Origin of the sequence: Bacillus siamensis (assembly GCF_051628075.1) — a bacterium.
GTDB classification, from domain to species: domain Bacteria; phylum Bacillota; class Bacilli; order Bacillales; family Bacillaceae; genus Bacillus; species Bacillus siamensis.
Window position 1 is genome coordinate 133,576 of sequence record NZ_CP155579.1, and the last position, 17,103, is coordinate 150,678.

The 17,103-nt window shown below is 43.3% G+C and carries 31 protein-coding genes and 1 pseudogene; all 32 read left to right on the top strand.

The window, feature by feature from the left end; translation table 11 throughout:
• The first annotated feature begins 12 nt into the window (after positions 1-12).
• The 32 genes and pseudogenes from tuf to ABDB98_RS00870 all read left to right on the top strand — a co-directional run bounded on the left by tuf (position 13) and on the right by ABDB98_RS00870 (position 17,047).
• Positions 13-1,203, top strand: coding sequence for an elongation factor Tu (tuf, locus tag ABDB98_RS00715; RefSeq protein ID WP_003156451.1), 1,191 nt, complete (start codon positions 13-15; stop codon positions 1,201-1,203).
• Between the two features lie 103 nt (positions 1,204-1,306).
• A complete protein-coding gene (locus ABDB98_RS00720; RefSeq protein ID WP_438421084.1) occupies positions 1,307-2,272 on the top strand; it encodes an alpha/beta fold hydrolase in 966 nt (321 codons plus the stop codon).
• 248 nt (positions 2,273-2,520) lie between these two features.
• Positions 2,521-2,829: a 30S ribosomal protein S10 gene (gene rpsJ / locus ABDB98_RS00725; protein ID WP_003156464.1), complete on the top strand. Its 309-nt coding sequence runs from the start codon at positions 2,521-2,523 to the stop codon at positions 2,827-2,829.
• A 39-nt stretch (positions 2,830-2,868) separates the two neighbouring features.
• Positions 2,869-3,498, top strand: coding sequence for a 50S ribosomal protein L3 (gene rplC, locus ABDB98_RS00730; protein ID WP_007410402.1), 630 nt, complete (start codon positions 2,869-2,871; stop codon positions 3,496-3,498).
• A 27-nt stretch (positions 3,499-3,525) separates the two neighbouring features.
• Positions 3,526-4,149, top strand: a complete 624-nt coding sequence (gene rplD, locus ABDB98_RS00735; RefSeq protein ID WP_016935901.1) for a 50S ribosomal protein L4 — start codon at positions 3,526-3,528, stop codon at positions 4,147-4,149.
• Entirely contained in the window at positions 4,149-4,436 is a 288-nt protein-coding gene (gene rplW / locus ABDB98_RS00740) for a 50S ribosomal protein L23 (RefSeq protein ID WP_003156467.1), read from the top strand. Before rplD ends, rplW begins: the two co-directional genes overlap by 1 nt.
• Positions 4,437-4,467: 31 nt before the next feature.
• Positions 4,468-5,301 carry a 50S ribosomal protein L2 gene (rplB, locus tag ABDB98_RS00745; protein WP_438421085.1) on the top strand — a complete coding sequence of 278 codons (834 nt, stop codon included), beginning with the start codon at positions 4,468-4,470 and terminating at the stop codon, positions 5,299-5,301.
• Positions 5,302-5,358: 57 nt separating this feature from the next.
• Positions 5,359-5,637: a 30S ribosomal protein S19 gene (gene rpsS / locus ABDB98_RS00750; RefSeq protein ID WP_003156472.1), complete on the top strand. Its 279-nt coding sequence runs from the start codon at positions 5,359-5,361 to the stop codon at positions 5,635-5,637.
• Between the two features lie 16 nt (positions 5,638-5,653).
• Positions 5,654-5,995, top strand: a complete 342-nt coding sequence (gene rplV, locus ABDB98_RS00755) for a 50S ribosomal protein L22 (protein ID WP_003156475.1) — start codon at positions 5,654-5,656, stop codon at positions 5,993-5,995.
• Positions 5,996-5,998: 3 nt separating this feature from the next.
• On the top strand, positions 5,999-6,655 hold the full coding sequence (gene rpsC, locus ABDB98_RS00760; protein ID WP_003156476.1) for a 30S ribosomal protein S3: 657 nt from the start codon (positions 5,999-6,001) through the stop codon (positions 6,653-6,655).
• Between the two features lies 1 nt (position 6,656).
• A complete protein-coding gene (rplP, locus tag ABDB98_RS00765; RefSeq protein WP_003156478.1) occupies positions 6,657-7,091 on the top strand; it encodes a 50S ribosomal protein L16 in 435 nt (144 codons plus the stop codon).
• The gene (rpmC, locus tag ABDB98_RS00770; protein ID WP_003156482.1) at positions 7,081-7,281 is read left to right on the top strand and encodes a 50S ribosomal protein L29; all 201 of its coding nucleotides are present in this window, start codon (positions 7,081-7,083) and stop codon (positions 7,279-7,281) included. The genes rplP and rpmC overlap by 11 nt, the downstream gene beginning before the upstream one ends.
• 22 nt (positions 7,282-7,303) lie before the next feature.
• Complete coding sequence (gene rpsQ / locus ABDB98_RS00775; protein WP_016935900.1) at positions 7,304-7,567, top strand: 30S ribosomal protein S17; 264 nt, start codon at positions 7,304-7,306, stop codon at positions 7,565-7,567.
• A 40-nt stretch (positions 7,568-7,607) separates the two neighbouring features.
• A complete protein-coding gene (gene rplN / locus ABDB98_RS00780; protein WP_007410404.1) occupies positions 7,608-7,976 on the top strand; it encodes a 50S ribosomal protein L14 in 369 nt (122 codons plus the stop codon).
• 36 nt (positions 7,977-8,012) lie between these two features.
• Complete coding sequence (rplX, locus tag ABDB98_RS00785) at positions 8,013-8,324, top strand: 50S ribosomal protein L24 (RefSeq protein ID WP_014469620.1); 312 nt, start codon at positions 8,013-8,015, stop codon at positions 8,322-8,324.
• Between the two features lie 26 nt (positions 8,325-8,350).
• Positions 8,351-8,890, top strand: coding sequence for a 50S ribosomal protein L5 (rplE, locus tag ABDB98_RS00790; RefSeq protein ID WP_003156487.1), 540 nt, complete (start codon positions 8,351-8,353; stop codon positions 8,888-8,890).
• A 22-nt stretch (positions 8,891-8,912) separates the two neighbouring features.
• A complete protein-coding gene (gene rpsN, locus ABDB98_RS00795; protein ID WP_003156488.1) occupies positions 8,913-9,098 on the top strand; it encodes a 30S ribosomal protein S14 in 186 nt (61 codons plus the stop codon).
• A gap of 31 nt (positions 9,099-9,129) precedes the next feature.
• A complete protein-coding gene (gene rpsH, locus ABDB98_RS00800; RefSeq protein WP_003156489.1) occupies positions 9,130-9,528 on the top strand; it encodes a 30S ribosomal protein S8 in 399 nt (132 codons plus the stop codon).
• Positions 9,529-9,558: 30 nt separating this feature from the next.
• On the top strand, positions 9,559-10,098 hold the full coding sequence (gene rplF / locus ABDB98_RS00805; protein ID WP_060963745.1) for a 50S ribosomal protein L6: 540 nt from the start codon (positions 9,559-9,561) through the stop codon (positions 10,096-10,098).
• A 33-nt stretch (positions 10,099-10,131) separates the two neighbouring features.
• Entirely contained in the window at positions 10,132-10,494 is a 363-nt protein-coding gene (gene rplR, locus ABDB98_RS00810) for a 50S ribosomal protein L18 (protein ID WP_013350816.1), read from the top strand.
• 24 nt (positions 10,495-10,518) lie between these two features.
• Complete coding sequence (gene rpsE / locus ABDB98_RS00815; protein WP_003328273.1) at positions 10,519-11,019, top strand: 30S ribosomal protein S5; 501 nt, start codon at positions 10,519-10,521, stop codon at positions 11,017-11,019.
• Positions 11,020-11,032: 13 nt separating this feature from the next.
• Positions 11,033-11,212: a 50S ribosomal protein L30 gene (gene rpmD / locus ABDB98_RS00820; protein ID WP_003156497.1), complete on the top strand. Its 180-nt coding sequence runs from the start codon at positions 11,033-11,035 to the stop codon at positions 11,210-11,212.
• Positions 11,213-11,242: 30 nt separating this feature from the next.
• Positions 11,243-11,683 (top strand): 50S ribosomal protein L15, encoded by a 441-nt coding sequence (rplO, locus tag ABDB98_RS00825; RefSeq protein WP_003156499.1) that lies wholly within the window; start codon positions 11,243-11,245, stop codon positions 11,681-11,683.
• Between the two features lies 1 nt (position 11,684).
• On the top strand, positions 11,685-12,980 hold the full coding sequence (secY, locus tag ABDB98_RS00830) for a preprotein translocase subunit SecY (protein WP_016935898.1): 1,296 nt from the start codon (positions 11,685-11,687) through the stop codon (positions 12,978-12,980).
• A gap of 51 nt (positions 12,981-13,031) precedes the next feature.
• Entirely contained in the window at positions 13,032-13,685 is a 654-nt protein-coding gene (locus ABDB98_RS00835; protein WP_045927001.1) for an adenylate kinase, read from the top strand.
• Positions 13,682-14,428: a type I methionyl aminopeptidase gene (gene map / locus ABDB98_RS00840; protein ID WP_003156505.1), complete on the top strand. Its 747-nt coding sequence runs from the start codon at positions 13,682-13,684 to the stop codon at positions 14,426-14,428. Before ABDB98_RS00835 ends, map begins: the two co-directional genes overlap by 4 nt.
• Positions 14,429-14,492: 64 nt before the next feature.
• Positions 14,493-14,775: pseudogene (locus ABDB98_RS00845) on the top strand (KOW domain-containing RNA-binding protein).
• Positions 14,753-14,971 carry a translation initiation factor IF-1 gene (gene infA, locus ABDB98_RS00850; RefSeq protein ID WP_003156508.1) on the top strand — a complete coding sequence of 73 codons (219 nt, stop codon included), beginning with the start codon at positions 14,753-14,755 and terminating at the stop codon, positions 14,969-14,971. Before ABDB98_RS00845 ends, infA begins: the two are co-directional and overlap by 23 nt.
• A gap of 33 nt (positions 14,972-15,004) precedes the next feature.
• On the top strand, positions 15,005-15,118 hold the full coding sequence (rpmJ, locus tag ABDB98_RS00855; protein ID WP_003156543.1) for a 50S ribosomal protein L36: 114 nt from the start codon (positions 15,005-15,007) through the stop codon (positions 15,116-15,118).
• Between the two features lie 22 nt (positions 15,119-15,140).
• On the top strand, positions 15,141-15,506 hold the full coding sequence (gene rpsM / locus ABDB98_RS00860; protein WP_003156545.1) for a 30S ribosomal protein S13: 366 nt from the start codon (positions 15,141-15,143) through the stop codon (positions 15,504-15,506).
• Between the two features lie 24 nt (positions 15,507-15,530).
• Complete coding sequence (gene rpsK / locus ABDB98_RS00865; RefSeq protein WP_003156547.1) at positions 15,531-15,926, top strand: 30S ribosomal protein S11; 396 nt, start codon at positions 15,531-15,533, stop codon at positions 15,924-15,926.
• Positions 15,927-16,102: 176 nt separating this feature from the next.
• Positions 16,103-17,047, top strand: a complete 945-nt coding sequence (locus ABDB98_RS00870) for a DNA-directed RNA polymerase subunit alpha (RefSeq protein WP_003156549.1) — start codon at positions 16,103-16,105, stop codon at positions 17,045-17,047.
• Positions 17,048-17,103 lie beyond the last annotated feature (56 nt).

A 17,103-nucleotide genomic window follows, 5' to 3' on the forward strand; every position in this document is an offset into this window, starting at 1 on the left:
GAGGATTTTAGAATGGCTAAAGAAAAATTCGACCGTTCCAAATCACATGCCAATATCGGTACAATTGGACACGTTGACCATGGTAAAACAACATTAACTGCTGCTATCTCAACAGTACTTCATAAGAAATCTGGTAAAGGTACAGCTATGGCGTACGATCAAATTGATGGTGCTCCAGAAGAACGTGAGCGCGGTATCACAATCTCTACTGCACACGTTGAGTACGAAACTGACACTCGTCACTATGCACACGTTGACTGCCCAGGACACGCTGACTATGTTAAAAACATGATCACTGGTGCTGCGCAAATGGACGGAGCTATCCTTGTAGTATCTGCTGCTGATGGCCCAATGCCACAAACTCGTGAGCACATCCTTCTTTCTAAAAACGTTGGTGTACCATACATCGTTGTATTCCTTAACAAATGCGACATGGTAGACGACGAAGAGCTTCTTGAGCTTGTTGAAATGGAAGTTCGCGATCTTCTTAGCGAATACGACTTCCCTGGTGACGATGTACCAGTTGTTAAAGGTTCTGCTCTTAAAGCTCTTGAAGGCGACGCTGAGTACGAAGAAAAAATTCTTGAACTTATGGCTGCAGTTGACGAGTACATCCCAACTCCAGAACGCGACACTGAAAAACCATTCATGATGCCAGTTGAGGACGTATTCTCAATCACTGGTCGTGGTACAGTTGCTACTGGCCGTGTAGAACGCGGACAAGTTAAAGTCGGTGACGAAGTTGAAATCATCGGTCTTCAAGAAGAAAACAGCAAAACAACTGTTACAGGTGTTGAAATGTTCCGTAAGCTTCTTGATTACGCTGAAGCTGGAGACAACATCGGTGCACTTCTTCGCGGTGTAGCTCGTGAAGACATCCAACGTGGGCAAGTACTTGCTAAACCAGGTACAATCACTCCACACAGCAAATTCAAAGCTGAAGTTTACGTTCTTTCTAAAGAAGAGGGTGGACGTCATACTCCATTCTTCTCTAACTACCGTCCTCAGTTCTACTTCCGTACAACTGACGTAACTGGTATCATCAATCTTCCAGAAGGCGTAGAAATGGTTATGCCTGGAGATAACACTGAAATGATCGTTGAACTTATCTCTACAATCGCTATCGAAGAAGGAACTCGTTTCTCTATTCGTGAAGGCGGACGTACAGTTGGTTCAGGCGTTGTTTCTACAATCACTGAGTAATCGACTCGTTCATACATGCGGGGTCCCTTATGGGGCCTCGTTTTTTTGTTTCCCGGTTGATTCAATGTATAATAGAGATTATACAAATTTTAGGAGCAGAGCGATGATTGATAACTTCAAGACAAACAAACGGATTTCAATGCTTCAGCAATTGCTGATTAACGATAGCGAACAGACCATTATGATTAATGGCGACGACAGGGATAATCCGCTGCTTTTGTTTTTGCACGGCGGTCCCGGCACCCCTCAAATCGGCTATGCGAGAAAATATCAAAAAAAGCTGGAGAAGCATTTCACTGTTGTGAACTGGGATCAGAGAGGGGCGGGACTCTCGTATTCAAAAGATATTCCAGAATCATCTATGACTTTGGATCAGCTGACGGCCGACACCATTCATTTGACCGAGCGCTTATGTAAGCAATTCGGCAGGCAAAAGGTATATATCGCAGGCTATTCGTGGGGATCAGTTTTGGCGCTCCGCGTTCTCCAAAAGAGATCTGATTTGTATTATGCGTATATCGGTATCAGTCAAGTGGTTAATATTCAAAAAGAGGAAGCAGAAGCTTACCGGCAGCTGACAGCATGGAGCAGGGAGCGTAAGCACCGCCTGCTGCAAAAGACGCTGGATTTTATCGGTGCACCTCCATGGGACGGACAGGTGCAGCGGTCTTTGTTTCTGCTTTGTATCGAGATGAAGGGAGGAGGCTTCACCCACAATCCGATCGGCGCTCTAAAAGCAGGCGGACGAATGCTGTTTGGGGAACCGTACGGTGTGAGAGGGAGCTTTTTGGCTGCGCGGGGACAAATGTTCAGCCTGAAACATCTGTGGGAGGATCTCATTTTCTTTGATGCCGGGAAATCAGTTTCTTCTATTGAAATACCATGCTGTTTTATGTCAGGCAAATTCGATTTGACGGTTCCGGGAACGACATCTTACGAATATTATCAGAAGGTTGAAGCGCCGTATAAAGAATGGCACTGGTTTGAAAACTCAGCCCATTCGCCTCACTTGGAGGAGCCTGACCGCTTTGCCGAAGTTGTCAGCCGATTCGCATCTTTCCATCTCTGAAAGAAAACAGGCATATCCTTGATTAATCAAGACATCACCTGTATAATAATCAAAGTGTGAAAACCACAAGGTTCTTCAAATAAACCTTGCAACATACGTCTATTTTCTGTATAATAGTGTATGTTGGTCTTTGACTGCGATGAAGTGAGAGGTTGCTGACACACCCGGCCGCTTTGCCATGGCAAGGTGATCAGGTTTTTCTCACGGAGAACTGTCTAACGTGATGTAGGCGAAAAGGAGGGAAAATAATGGCAAAACAAAAAATTCGTATTCGTTTAAAAGCATATGATCATAGAATCCTTGATCAATCTGCAGAGAAGATTGTTGAAACGGCAAAACGTTCTGGTGCCAGCGTATCTGGTCCGATTCCGTTGCCAACTGAAAAATCAGTTTACACAATCCTTCGTGCGGTGCACAAATACAAAGATTCTCGTGAGCAATTTGAAATGCGTACACATAAACGTTTAATCGACATTGTGAACCCAACACCACAAACTGTTGATGCTCTCATGCGATTAGACTTACCATCTGGTGTCGATATCGAAATCAAACTTTAATTCAAAAATATAGAATGATCTTAATAGGAGGTGTGACGAATGACCAAAGGAATCTTAGGAAGAAAAATTGGTATGACGCAAGTATTCGCAGAGAACGGTGATCTTATCCCGGTAACTGTTATTGAAGCAGCTCCAAACGTTGTTCTTCAAAAGAAAACAGCTGAAAACGATGGCTATGAAGCGATCCAGCTTGGTTTTGACGATAAGCGTGAAAAGCTTTCAAACAAACCGGAAAAAGGACACGTTGCAAAAGCGGAAACTGCTCCTAAGCGCTTCGTTAAAGAATTACGCGGCGTGGATATGGATGCGTATGAAATTGGTCAGGAAGTCAAGGTTGAAATTTTCTCTGCAGGAGAAATCGTAGATGTAACAGGAGTATCTAAAGGAAAAGGTTTCCAAGGTGCGATCAAGCGCCACGGACAATCTCGCGGACCTATGTCTCACGGTTCACGCTACCACCGTCGTCCTGGTTCAATGGGACCTGTAGATCCTAACCGTGTATTCAAAGGTAAACTATTACCTGGACGCATGGGCGGAGATCAAATCACTGTCCAAAACCTTGAAATCGTAAAAGTTGATGCTGAGCGCAATCTTCTTTTGATTAAAGGTAACGTACCTGGTGCGAGAAAAACTTTAATCACTGTAAAAAGTGCTGTTAAATCTAAATAAGTCTCTTAGGAAAGGAGGAAATTGATCATGCCAAAAGTAGCATTATACAACCAAAACGGTTCTACTGCTGGTGATATCGAATTAAACGCTTCTGTATTTGGAATTGAGCCAAATGAGAGCGTAGTATTCGACGCTATTCTTATGCAAAGAGCTTCCTTACGTCAAGGATCTCACAAAGTAAAAAATCGTTCTGAAGTACGCGGCGGAGGTCGCAAACCATGGCGTCAAAAAGGTACAGGTCGTGCCCGTCAAGGTTCAATCCGTTCACCGCAATGGCGCGGAGGTGGTGTCGTATTCGGCCCAACACCACGCAGCTATTCTTACAAATTACCTAAAAAAGTTCGCCGCTTGGCAATCAAATCAGTATTGTCTTCTAAAGTGAACGACAACAACATTATTGTTCTTGAAGATCTTACTCTTGATACGGTTAAAACAAAAGAAATGACAGCTATCCTTAAAGGATTGTCTGTTGAGAAAAAAGCTTTAATCGTAACTGCGGATGCAAACGAAGCAGTATCTCTTTCTGCACGCAACATCCCTGGAGTTACAGTTGTTCAAGCTAACGGAATCAACGTGTTAGACGTTGTCAACCACGAGAAGCTTCTGATTACAAAAGCTGCGGTTGAAAAAGTAGAGGAGGTGCTTGCATAATGAAAGATCCTCGTGATGTTCTTAAGCGCCCCGTCATTACTGAACGTTCTGCTGATTTAATGACTGAAAAGAAATATACTTTTGAAGTTGATGTAAGAGCTAATAAAACAGAAGTGAAAGATGCAGTTGAAAGTATCTTTGGAGTGAAAGTTGACAAAGTCAACATCATGAACTACAAAGGGAAATCAAAACGTGTCGGCCGCTATACTGGTATGACTAGCCGTCGCAGAAAAGCGATCGTAAAACTTACTGCAGACAGTAAAGAAATCGAAATTTTTGAAGCTTAATTATCTGTAAAAAGAAGGAGGGAAATTCAAAATGGCGATTAAAAAGTATAAACCGACCTCTAACGGACGTCGTGGCATGACAACTTCAGATTTTGCTGAAATCACGACTGACCAGCCGGAAAAATCCTTGCTTGCTCCCCTTCACAAAAAAGGCGGACGTAACAACCAAGGTAAATTGACTGTGCGTCACCAAGGTGGCGGACACAAACGCCAATACCGTGTTATCGACTTCAAACGCGATAAAGATGGTATACCTGGACGCGTTGCTACAGTTGAATACGATCCAAACCGTTCAGCTAACATCGCACTAATCAACTATGTAGACGGAGAAAAACGTTACATTATTGCACCAAAAGGAATTCAAGTAGGTACTGAAATCATGTCCGGCCCTGAAGCTGACATCAAAGTAGGTAATGCACTTCCGCTTATCAACATCCCTGTTGGTACTGTTGTGCATAACATTGAATTAAAACCTGGTAAAGGCGGACAGCTTGTACGTTCAGCTGGTACATCTGCTCAGGTTCTTGGTAAAGAAGGCAAATACGTTCTTGTACGTCTTAACTCTGGTGAAGTTCGCATGATCCTTTCTGCTTGCCGCGCTTCTATCGGTCAAGTAGGTAACGAGCAGCACGAACTTATCAACGTTGGTAAAGCAGGACGCTCTCGCTGGAAAGGCATCCGCCCTACAGTCCGCGGTTCTGTAATGAACCCTAACGATCACCCGCACGGTGGTGGTGAAGGTCGCGCGCCAATCGGACGTAAATCACCAATGTCTCCTTGGGGCAAACCGACTCTTGGATTCAAGACACGTAAGAAAAAGAACAAATCTGATAAATTTATCGTACGTCGTCGTAAAAATAAATAACGGGGTTGTCTACGGTTCATTTCGGACCGTAGTGCAATCACGAAGGGAGGTTCCAAAATGGCTCGCAGCTTGAAAAAAGGACCATTTGTCGATGGACACTTGATGACAAAAATCGAGAAATTAAATGAAACGGACAAGAAACAAGTTGTAAAAACTTGGTCTCGCCGTTCAACTATTTTCCCACAATTTATCGGTCACACAATCGCAGTATATGACGGACGTAAACACGTGCCTGTATTCATTTCTGAAGACATGGTAGGCCACAAGTTGGGCGAATTCGCACCGACTCGTACTTACAAAGGCCACGCCAGTGACGATAAAAAAACAAGACGCTAAGAGAGGAGGCTTTTAAATGCAAGCTAAAGCTGTTGCAAGAACAGTCCGTATTGCTCCTCGTAAAGCACGTCTAGTAATGGACCTGATTCGAGGTAAGCAAGTAGGCGAAGCAGTATCTATCTTGAACCTAACACCGAGAGCTGCTTCTCCAATCATCGAAAAAGTTTTAAAATCTGCTATCGCAAATGCTGAGCACAACTACGAGATGGACGCTAACAATCTGGTTATTTCTCAGGCATTTGTTGACGAAGGCCCAACGTTAAAAAGATTCCGCCCGCGTGCTATGGGACGTGCGAGCCAAATCAACAAACGTACGAGCCACATTACAATCGTTGTATCAGAAAAGAAGGAGGGATAAGTAGTGGGTCAAAAGGTAAATCCAGTCGGTCTTCGTATCGGAGTCATTCGTGATTGGGAATCTAAGTGGTACGCTGGTAAAGATTACGCTGACTTCCTGCACGAAGATTTAAAAATTCGTGAATTCATTAGCAAACGCCTTTCTGACGCTTCTGTTTCTAAAGTAGAAATCGAGCGCGCAGCAAACCGCGTTAACATTACGATCCACACTGCTAAGCCTGGTATGGTAATCGGTAAAGGCGGATCTGAAGTTGAAGCACTTCGTAAAGCCCTTAACAGCCTAACTGGCAAGCGTGTACACATTAACATTCTTGAAATCAAAAGAGCAGATCTTGATGCTCAGCTTGTAGCTGACAACATCGCTCGTCAACTAGAAAACCGTATTTCTTTCCGCCGTGCGCAGAAACAACAAATCCAACGCACTATGCGTGCTGGAGCACAAGGTGTGAAAACAATGGTTTCCGGCCGTCTTGGCGGAGCTGACATCGCTCGTTCTGAATACTACAGTGAAGGAACTGTTCCATTGCACACTTTACGTGCTGACATCGACTATGCAACATCTGAAGCTGACACAACTTACGGTAAGCTCGGTGTAAAAGTCTGGATCTATCGTGGAGAGGTTCTTCCTACTAAGAAGAAAACTGAGGAAGGAGGAAAATAATATGTTATTACCAAAACGCGTTAAATATCGCAGAGAGCATCGCGGAAAAATGCGCGGTCGCGCTAAAGGCGGTACTGAAGTACATTTTGGTGAGTACGGTATCCAGGCTCTTGAAGCTTCTTGGATCACGAACCGCCAAATCGAAGCTGCACGTATTGCGATGACTCGTTACATGAAACGTGGCGGTAAAGTTTGGATTAAAATTTTCCCTTCAAAACCTTACACTGCTAAACCGCTTGAGGTACGGATGGGTTCCGGTAAAGGGGCTCCTGAAGGCTGGGTAGCTGTTGTAAAACCGGGCAAAGTTTTATTTGAAATTTCTGGTGTGTCTGAAGAGGTAGCTCGTGAAGCGCTTCGTCTTGCATCTCACAAATTGCCAATTAAAACGAAGTTCGTAAAACGTGAAGAAATTGGTGGTGAATCAAATGAAAGCTAATGAAATTCGTGACCTTACCACTGCTGAAATTGAACAAAAAGTAAAGTCTCTTAAAGAAGAACTTTTCAATCTTCGCTTTCAATTAGCGACAGGACAACTTGAAAATACTGCTCGCATTCGTGAAGTGCGCAAAGCTATCGCGCGCATGAAAACTGTGATTCGTGAAAGAGAAATTGCTGCTAACAAATAATCACTGAGGGGAGGTCGTGAGCATGAGCGAACGTAACCAACGCAAGGTTTACCAAGGCCGTGTTGTTTCTGACAAAATGGATAAAACCATCACTGTTGTTGTTGAAACATACAAAAAGGATCCTATTTACGGTAAACGCGTAAAATACTCAAAGAAATTAAAAGCACATGATGAAAATAATCAAGCTAAAATCGGAGACATCGTAAAGATCATGGAAACTCGTCCATTATCTGCAACTAAACGTTTTCGTCTAGTAGAAGTTGTCGAAGAAGCTGTTATTATCTAATAAAGTTCGGAATTCTTTTTCCGAAGGGAGGTAACAAATAATGATTCAACAAGAGACTCGTTTAAAAGTTGCTGACAACTCCGGTGCGCGTGAGGTACTTACTATTAAAGTTCTTGGCGGTTCTGGACGTAAAACGGCTAACATTGGTGATGTAATTGTTTGCACGGTTAAACAAGCAACACCAGGAGGCGTTGTCAAAAAAGGTGAAGTCGTAAGAGCTGTTATCGTTCGCACAAAAAGCGGAGCACGCAGAACTGACGGATCATACATCAGCTTCGATGAGAATGCATGTGTTATCATCCGTGACGACAAGAGCCCGCGTGGAACTCGTATCTTCGGACCGGTTGCTCGTGAATTACGTGAAAACAACTTCATGAAAATTGTTTCTCTGGCTCCAGAAGTTATCTAATGAAATAAATGCCTTACTCAAGGAGGTGCGATCAGGATGCATGTGAAAAAAGGCGATAAAGTAATGGTTATCTCTGGTAAAGATAAAGGCAAACAAGGTACGATCCTTGCTGCTTTCCCTAAAAAGGACCGCGTTCTAGTTGAGGGCGTAAACATGGTGAAGAAACACTCTAAACCGACTCAAACTAACCCTCAAGGCGGTATTTCTAATCAAGAGGCGCCAATTCATGTATCAAACGTTATGCCGCTCGATCCTAAAACAGGTGAAGTGACTCGCGTAGGATACAAAGTGGAAGATGGCAAAAAAGTTCGTATTGCTAAAAAATCTGGGCAAGTTTTAGATAAATAGTAATTAAAGGAAGGGAGGTCTATCTCATGAACCGCCTTAAAGAAAAGTACAATAAAGAAATTTCACCTGCTTTAATGACGAAGTTCAACTACGACTCTGTTATGCAGGTGCCGAAAATCGAAAAAATCGTAATCAACATGGGTGTTGGTGATGCTGTTCAAAATGCGAAAGCAATCGACAGTGCTGTTGAAGAATTAACGTTTATCGCAGGTCAAAAACCTGTCGTTACTCGTGCGAAGAAATCAATTGCTGGATTCCGTCTTCGTGAGGGAATGCCTATCGGTGCGAAAGTAACTCTTCGCGGAGAGCGCATGTATGATTTCCTTGATAAACTTATTTCTGTATCTTTACCGCGTGTGCGTGACTTCCGCGGGATTTCTAAGAAATCTTTCGACGGTCGCGGAAACTACACTCTTGGTATCAAAGAACAGTTAATCTTCCCTGAAATTGACTACGATAAAGTAACAAAGGTTCGCGGAATGGACATCGTTATCGTAACGACTGCTAACTCTGACGAAGAGGCTCGTGAGCTATTAACTCAAGTAGGTATGCCGTTCCAGAAATAATCAATGAAAGGGAGGCGAAATCGTGGCTAAAAAGTCAATGATTGCGAAACAACAACGTACACCAAAGTTTAAAGTGCAAGAGTACACTCGCTGTGAACGCTGCGGACGTCCGCACTCAGTCATTCGTAAATTTAAACTTTGCCGTATTTGTTTCCGTGAGCTTGCATATAAAGGACAAATTCCTGGCGTGAAAAAAGCCAGCTGGTAATCCCCAAGAATGGGAAGGAGGTAATTATATAATGGTTATGACAGATCCAATTGCAGATATGCTGACTCGTATTCGCAATGCAAACATGGTACGTCATGAGAAGCTTGAAATTCCTGCTTCTAAATTGAAAAGAGAAATTGCTGACATTTTAAAGCGTGAAGGTTTCATTCGTGACGTTGAGTTCGTAGAAGACAGCAAACAAGGTATCATCCGCGTTTTCTTGAAATACGGACAAAACAACGAGCGCGTTATCACTGGTCTTAAAAGAATCAGCAAACCAGGTTTGCGTGTATACGCTAAATCAAATGAAGTACCTCGCGTACTTAACGGTCTTGGAATTGCGATTATTTCTACATCACAAGGTGTTTTAACGGACAAAGAAGCCCGTGCAAAACAAGCTGGTGGAGAAGTTCTAGCATACGTTTGGTAAGAAGTTTAACAAGAATGGAGGTGTTTTAGTATGTCTCGTGTAGGTAAAAAACTGCTTGAGATCCCATCTGGAGTTACAGTAACGCTGAACGAAGGCAACACTGTAGCTGTAAAAGGACCAAAAGGAGAATTAACTCGTACTTTCCATCCTGATATGGAAATCAAAATTGAGGACAACGTGCTTACAGTCACTCGTCCTTCTGATCATAAAGAGCACCGTGCGTTGCATGGTACGACTCGCAGTCTGCTTGGAAACATGGTTGAAGGCGTATCTAAAGGATTTGAAAGAGGTTTGGAATTAGTCGGTGTCGGTTATCGTGCGGCTAAATCCGGTAACAAACTTGTTTTAAACGTTGGATACTCTCACCCTGTTGAGATGGTTCCTGAAGAGGGCATCGAAATCGAAGTTCCTTCTCAAACAAAAGTAGTTGTAAAAGGTACAGACAAAGAGCGTGTAGGAGCTACTGCTGCTAACATCCGCGCTGTACGTTCTCCAGAGCCTTACAAAGGTAAAGGAATCCGCTACGAAGGTGAAGTTGTTCGCCGTAAAGAAGGTAAATCTGCTAAGTAAGACCGCTTAAAGTGAAGAAAGGAGTGACCAAGGATGATTACGAAAACTAGCAAAAATGCTGCTCGTCAAAAAAGACATGCTCGTGTTCGTGCTAAACTTTCAGGCACAGCTGAAAGACCTCGTCTGAATGTGTTCCGTTCAAACAAACACATTTATGCTCAAATCATCGATGATGTAAATGGCGTTACACTTGTTAGTGCCTCTACTCTCGACAAAGATTTGAACGTGGAAAGCACTGGTGACAGCGCTGCTGCTGCTAAAGTCGGTGAACTCGTTGCGAAACGCGCTTCTGAGAAAGGTGTTTCTGACGTAGTATTTGACCGCGGCGGATACTTATACCATGGACGTGTAAAAGCTCTGGCCGATGCAGCTCGTGAAGCCGGACTGAAATTTTAATAAAAAAAGGAGGGACACATGATTATGCGTCGTATTGACCCAAGCAAATTAGAGTTAGAAGAACGCTTAGTTACGGTTAACCGCGTAGCGAAAGTTGTTAAAGGTGGTCGTCGTTTCCGTTTCGCAGCTCTAGTCGTTGTCGGTGACAAAAACGGTCACGTAGGTTTCGGTACTGGTAAAGCACAAGAAGTACCTGAAGCAATCCGCAAAGCTGTTGAAGATGCGAAAAAGAATTTGATTGAAGTACCAATGGTTGGAACTACGATTCCACACGAAATCATCGGACGTTTCGGTGCAGGCAATATCTTGTTGAAACCTGCTTCTGAAGGTACTGGAGTTATCGCTGGAGGCCCTGTACGTGCGGTACTTGAGCTTGCTGGCGTTGCTGATATCCTTTCTAAGTCTTTAGGTTCTAACACACCGATCAACATGATCCGTGCAACACTTCAAGGTTTAAGTGAGCTTAAACGTGCCGAAGATGTTGCGAAGCTTCGTGGAAAATCTGTAGAAGAACTGTTAGGATAAGGAGGGAACATTAATGGCTAAATTAGAAATTACCCTCAAACGCAGTGTAATCGGTCGCCCGGAAGATCAGCGCGTTACTGTCAGAACACTTGGTTTAAAGAAAACGAACCAAACTGTCGTTCATGAAGATAACGCTGCGATCCGCGGTATGATTAATAAAGTATCTCATCTAGTTTCTGTTAAAGAACAATAAAAATAAATTATAGGCTAAGGAGGTGTCCTAATGAAACTTCATGAATTAAAGCCTTCAGAAGGTTCACGCAAAGTGCGCAATCGCGTAGGTCGTGGTATTGGTTCTGGTAACGGTAAAACAGCTGGTAAAGGTCACAAAGGTCAAAACGCTCGTTCCGGCGGCGGTGTGCGCCCTGGATTCGAGGGGGGACAAATGCCTTTATTCCAACGTCTTCCTAAGCGTGGTTTTACAAACATCAACCGCAAGGAATACGCTATTGTGAACGTAGACAAATTGAACGGTTTTGCGGAAGGAACGGAAGTCACTCCTGAACTTCTTCTTGAGACTGGTGTTATTAGCAAACTAAATGCAGGAGTAAAGATTCTTGGCAACGGTAAATTAGAGAAAAAATTAACTGTAAAAGCCAATAAATTCTCTGCTTCTGCGAAAGAAGCTGTTGAAGCTGCTGGCGGTACAGCTGAGGTGATCTAACTTGTTTAAGACAATCTCCAACTTTATGCGTGTGAGTGATATTCGGAATAAAATCATTTTCACATTACTCATGCTTATCGTCTTTCGCATAGGTGCGTTTATCCCTGTGCCATATGTTAATGCTCAGGCGTTACAGACACAAAGTTCGATGGGGGTTTTTGATCTCCTTAATACATTTGGCGGCGGTGCGCTTTATCAGTTCTCTATCTTCGCGATGGGAATTACGCCTTACATCACTGCTTCGATCATCATTCAGCTGCTTCAGATGGATGTTGTGCCGAAGTTTACCGAGTGGTCTAAGCAAGGTGAAGTCGGCCGCCGTAAATTAGCTCAGTTCACGAGATATTCTACGATTGTGCTTGGTTTTATCCAGGCATTAGGTATGTCTTACGGGTTTAACAACCTGGCAAACGGTATGCTGATTGAGAAATCCGGCATATCGACATATCTGATTATTGCTTTAGTACTCACTGGAGGAACTGCTTTTTTAATGTGGCTGGGAGAACAAATTACTTCCAATGGAGTAGGAAACGGAATTTCGATCATCATCTTCGCGGGGATTGTGGCTAGTATTCCGAAAACTGTTGGGCAGATTTATGAGACTCAATTTGTCGGCAGCAGCGATCAGCTGTTTATTCATATTGTGAAAATCGCCTTACTGGTGATTGCGATTTTGGCCGTAATTGTTGGTGTTATTTTCATTCAGCAGGCCGTACGCAAAATCGCGATTCAATATGCAAAAGGGCAAGGTCGTTCACCTGCTGGCGGAGGCCAGTCAACTCACCTTCCGCTTAAAGTGAATCCGGCAGGGGTTATTCCGGTAATCTTTGCGGTTGCGTTTCTTATAACGCCGCGTACTATCGCGTCATTTTTCGGAACAAACGATGTGACAAAGTGGATTCAAGCCAACTTTGACAATACACATCCGGTGGGCATGACGGTTTATGTCGCATTAATTATCGCCTTTACGTACTTCTATGCTTTTGTGCAGGTAAACCCTGAACAAATGGCAGATAACCTTAAAAAACAGGGTGGCTATATCCCGGGGGTTCGTCCAGGGAAAATGACTCAAGATAGAATTACGAGCATTTTGTATCGACTTACGTTTGTGGGTTCTATATTCTTAGCCGTGATTTCCATTCTTCCTATCTTTTTCATTCAATTCGCTGGATTGCCTCAAAGTGCACAGATTGGCGGAACATCTTTGTTAATTGTCGTGGGGGTAGCCTTGGAGACAATGAAGCAGCTGGAGAGCCAGTTAGTGAAACGTAATTACCGAGGATTTATGAAAAATTAGAGGACTGGTTTTAACCATTCCTCTAAATAAGAGAGGACGGGGGAAATCCGAATGAACTTAGTCTTAATGGGACTTCCTGGAGCCGGTAAAGGCACACAGGGAGAACGAATTGTTGAGGATTATGGGATACCTCATATCTCAACGGGAGATATGTTCCGTGCTGCTATGAAAGAAGAAACACCACTCGGACTCGAAGCAAAGTCTTATATCGATAAAGGCGAGCTCGTACCGGACGAAGTCACAATCGGCATTGTCAAAGAAAGACTCGGCAAAGATGATTGTGAAAGAGGTTTTCTTCTGGACGGATTTCCGCGAACAGTCGCTCAGGCTGAAGCTCTTGAAAACATTCTTGAGGAATACGGCAAGCCGATTGATTATGTCATCAACATTAAAGTAGACAAAGACTCTTTAATGGAACGTTTGACTGGACGCAGAATTTGCAGTGTTTGCGGCACAACCTATCATTTGGTTTTCAATCCGCCGAAAACGCCGGGTGTTTGTGATAAAGACGGAGGAGACCTTTATCAACGGGCAGATGATAATGAGGAAACCGTCTCAAAACGGCTTGAGGTGAACATGAAGCAGACTCAGCCTTTACTGGATTTTTACTCCGGGAAAGGATATCTTGTCAACGTCAATGGCCAGCAGGACATTAATGACGTGTACAAAGATGTGAAAGAGCTTCTTGGAGGATTGAGCAAATGATTATCTGTAAGACCCCTCGTGAGCTTAGCATCATGCGGGAAGCAGGGCGAATCGTGGCTTTGACTCATGAAGAGATGAAAAAGCACATTAAACCAGGAATCTCGACAAAAGAATTGGATCAAATTGCCGAACGTTTTATTGAGAAGCAGGGTGCAATCCCATCTTTTAAGGGGTATAATGGGTTTCGCGGGAGCATCTGTGTATCAGTTAATGAAGAACTCGTTCACGGAATTCCCGGTAAAAGGGTTTTGCGTGACGGTGACATTATCAGCATTGATATCGGTGCTAAATTAAATGGTTATCATGGTGACTCTGCTTGGACATATCCGGTAGGAAACATCAGTGATGATGATAAACGACTGCTGGAAGTGACAGAGGAGTCTTTATATAAAGGCTTGAAGGAAGCAAAACCAGGTGAACGTTTGTCGAATATTTCCCACGCAATACAAACGTATGTCGAAAATGAGCAGTTTTCAGTTGTTAGGGAGTATGTCGGACATGGTGTTGGTCAAGACTTGCATGAGGATCCGCAAATTCCTCATTACGGTCCGCCAAACAAAGGACCTAGGCTGAAGCCTGGTATGGTTCTCGCTATAGAACCGATGGTTAACGCTGGCAGCCGGTATGTGAAAACATTGGCTGATAACTGGACGGTTGTAACGGTAGATGGGAAAAAGTGTGCTCATTTTGAACATACGATTGCGATTACGGAAACGGGTTTTGATATACTGACAAAAGTCTAGATGATGAAATGAATTCCGTGACACATGTTTTTCATTCCGCACCTGGGCAGATTGTAGGTTTACAATTGGTCGGAGGAAAAACCGGCTAGCTGCTGTTATCGGAATGACGATTCATCATCATGTACTAAAGCAGACGGAGAAAAGCGTACATTTCATTCTCCTTAGAAAAAGAATATCAATCATTCACCCTTTATGATTGCGTATCTCCGGAAGTTCAGAACAGTATAAACGAAACAGGGCGTGTGACAAACGGATAACTGAGATTTTCTCTTTTGAAATTTGTCAGAGAGCAAGTTACTGATTTGAAGAAGGGAGAACACTTGAATGGCGAAAGACGATGTAATTGAAGTGGAAGGTACGATAGTCGAAACTCTGCCAAACGCGATGTTCAAAGTTGAACTCGAAAATGGCCATACGGTTTTGGCTCACGTATCTGGTAAAATCCGCATGCACTTCATTCGCATTTTACCTGGAGACAAAGTTACGGTAGAATTATCTCCATATGACTTAACTCGTGGCAGGATTACGTACCGTTACAAATAAAGCACTCCGGAAACTGAAGGAGGTTGGAAACACATGAAAGTGAGACCATCAGTTAAACCAATCTGCGAGAAATGTAAAGTTATTCGCAGAAAAGGAAAAGTAATGGTGATCTGTGAAAATCCAAAGCATAAACAAAAACAAGGATAATTAATAAGGAGGTGCCCAGAGAATGGCTCGTATTGCTGGTGTAGATATCCCACGTGACAAACGTGTTGTTATTTCTTTAACATATGTCTTCGGAATTGGCCGCACAACGGCTCAGCAAGTCTTGAAAGAGGCTGGTGTTTCTGAAGATACTCGTGTGCGTGATCTTACTGAAGAAGAACTTGGTAAAATCCGTGATGTTATTGACAAACTGAAAGTAGAAGGTGACCTTCGCCGTGAAGTTTCTCTTAACATCAAGCGTCTGATCGAAATCGGAAGCTACCGCGGAATCCGCCATCGCAGAGGTTTGCCTGTTCGCGGACAAAACTCTAAAAACAATGCGCGTACTCGTAAAGGTCCGCGTCGTACTGTAGCTAACAAGAAAAAATAAGTAAGTAAGGGAGGTACCTAAACAATGGCTGCTGCTCGTAAACAAAACACGCGTAAACGTCGCGTGAAAAAGAATATTGAGTCAGGAATCGCTCATATTCGTTCAACTTTCAATAACACGATCGTTACGATCACTGATACTCATGGTAATGCTATTTCTTGGTCAAGTGCCGGAGCTCTAGGATTCAGAGGTTCTCGTAAATCTACTCCTTTTGCTGCGCAAATGGCTGCTGAAACAGCTGCTAAAGGTTCAATCGAACACGGACTTAAAACTCTTGAAGTAACTGTTAAAGGACCAGGTTCTGGCCGTGAAGCTGCAATCCGTGCTTTACAAGCTGCCGGACTTGAAGTTACAGCTATCAGAGACGTAACTCCTGTTCCTCATAATGGATGCCGTCCACCAAAACGTCGCCGCGTGTAATTTGTTTGTATAGATTTTGTGTCCCTGTCAATAATGGGTTATGATACAGTTATTTATGAAACGAATGCACCGACTCGTTGCCTGAGCACATACGGGACTAAACAATGGGGAATTTCGGATGGAATCTCATATGATTCTATTCGAGGTTTCGACGTTTTGAAGGAGGGTTTTAAGTAATGATCGAGATTGAAAAACCAAAAATCGAAACGGTTGAAATCAGCGACGATGCCAAATTTGGTAAGTTTGTCGTAGAGCCGCTTGAGCGTGGATATGGTACAACTCTGGGTAACTCCTTACGTCGTATCCTCTTATCCTCACTCCCTGGTGCCGCTGTAACATCGATCCAGATAGATGGTGTACTGCACGAATTCTCGACAATCGAAGGCGTTGTGGAAGATGTTACAACGATAATCTTGCACATTAAAAAGCTTGCATTGAAAATCTACTCTGATGAAGAGAAGACGCTCGAAATTGATGTACAGGGTGAAGGAACTGTCACAGCAGCTGATATTACACACGACAGCGATGTTGAAATCCTTAATCCGGATCTTCATATCGCGACTCTTGGTGAGAATGCGAGTTTCCGAGTTCGCCTTACTGCACAAAGAGGACGTGGGTATACACCTGCTGATTCGAACAAAAGAGACGATCAGCCAATCGGCGTGATTCCGATCGATTCAATCTTTACGCCAGTTTCTCGTTTATCTTATCAGGTAGAAAACACTCGTGTAGGCCAGGTTGCAAACTATGACAAACTTACACTTGATGTTTGGACTGACGGAAGCACTGGACCGAAGGAAGCAATTGCTCTCGGTTCTAAGATTTTAACTGAACACCTTAATATATTCGTTGGTTTAACTGACGAAGCTCAGCATGCTGAAATCATGGTTGAAAAAGAAGAGGATCAAAAGGAAAAAGTTCTTGAAATGACGATTGAGGAACTTGATCTTTCTGTCCGTTCTTACAACTGCTTGAAGCGTGCGGGCATTAACACGGTTCAAGAACTTGCGAACAAGACGGAAGAAGATATGATGAAAGTTCGCAACCTGGGACGCAAATCACTTGAAGAAGTGAAAGCGAAACTAGAAGAACTTGGACTCGGCCTTCGCAAAGACGATTGATCTAGTTTCCATGTGAACTAGGATTTTCGTGTGTTTTTTATTTAGAAACAGCATTC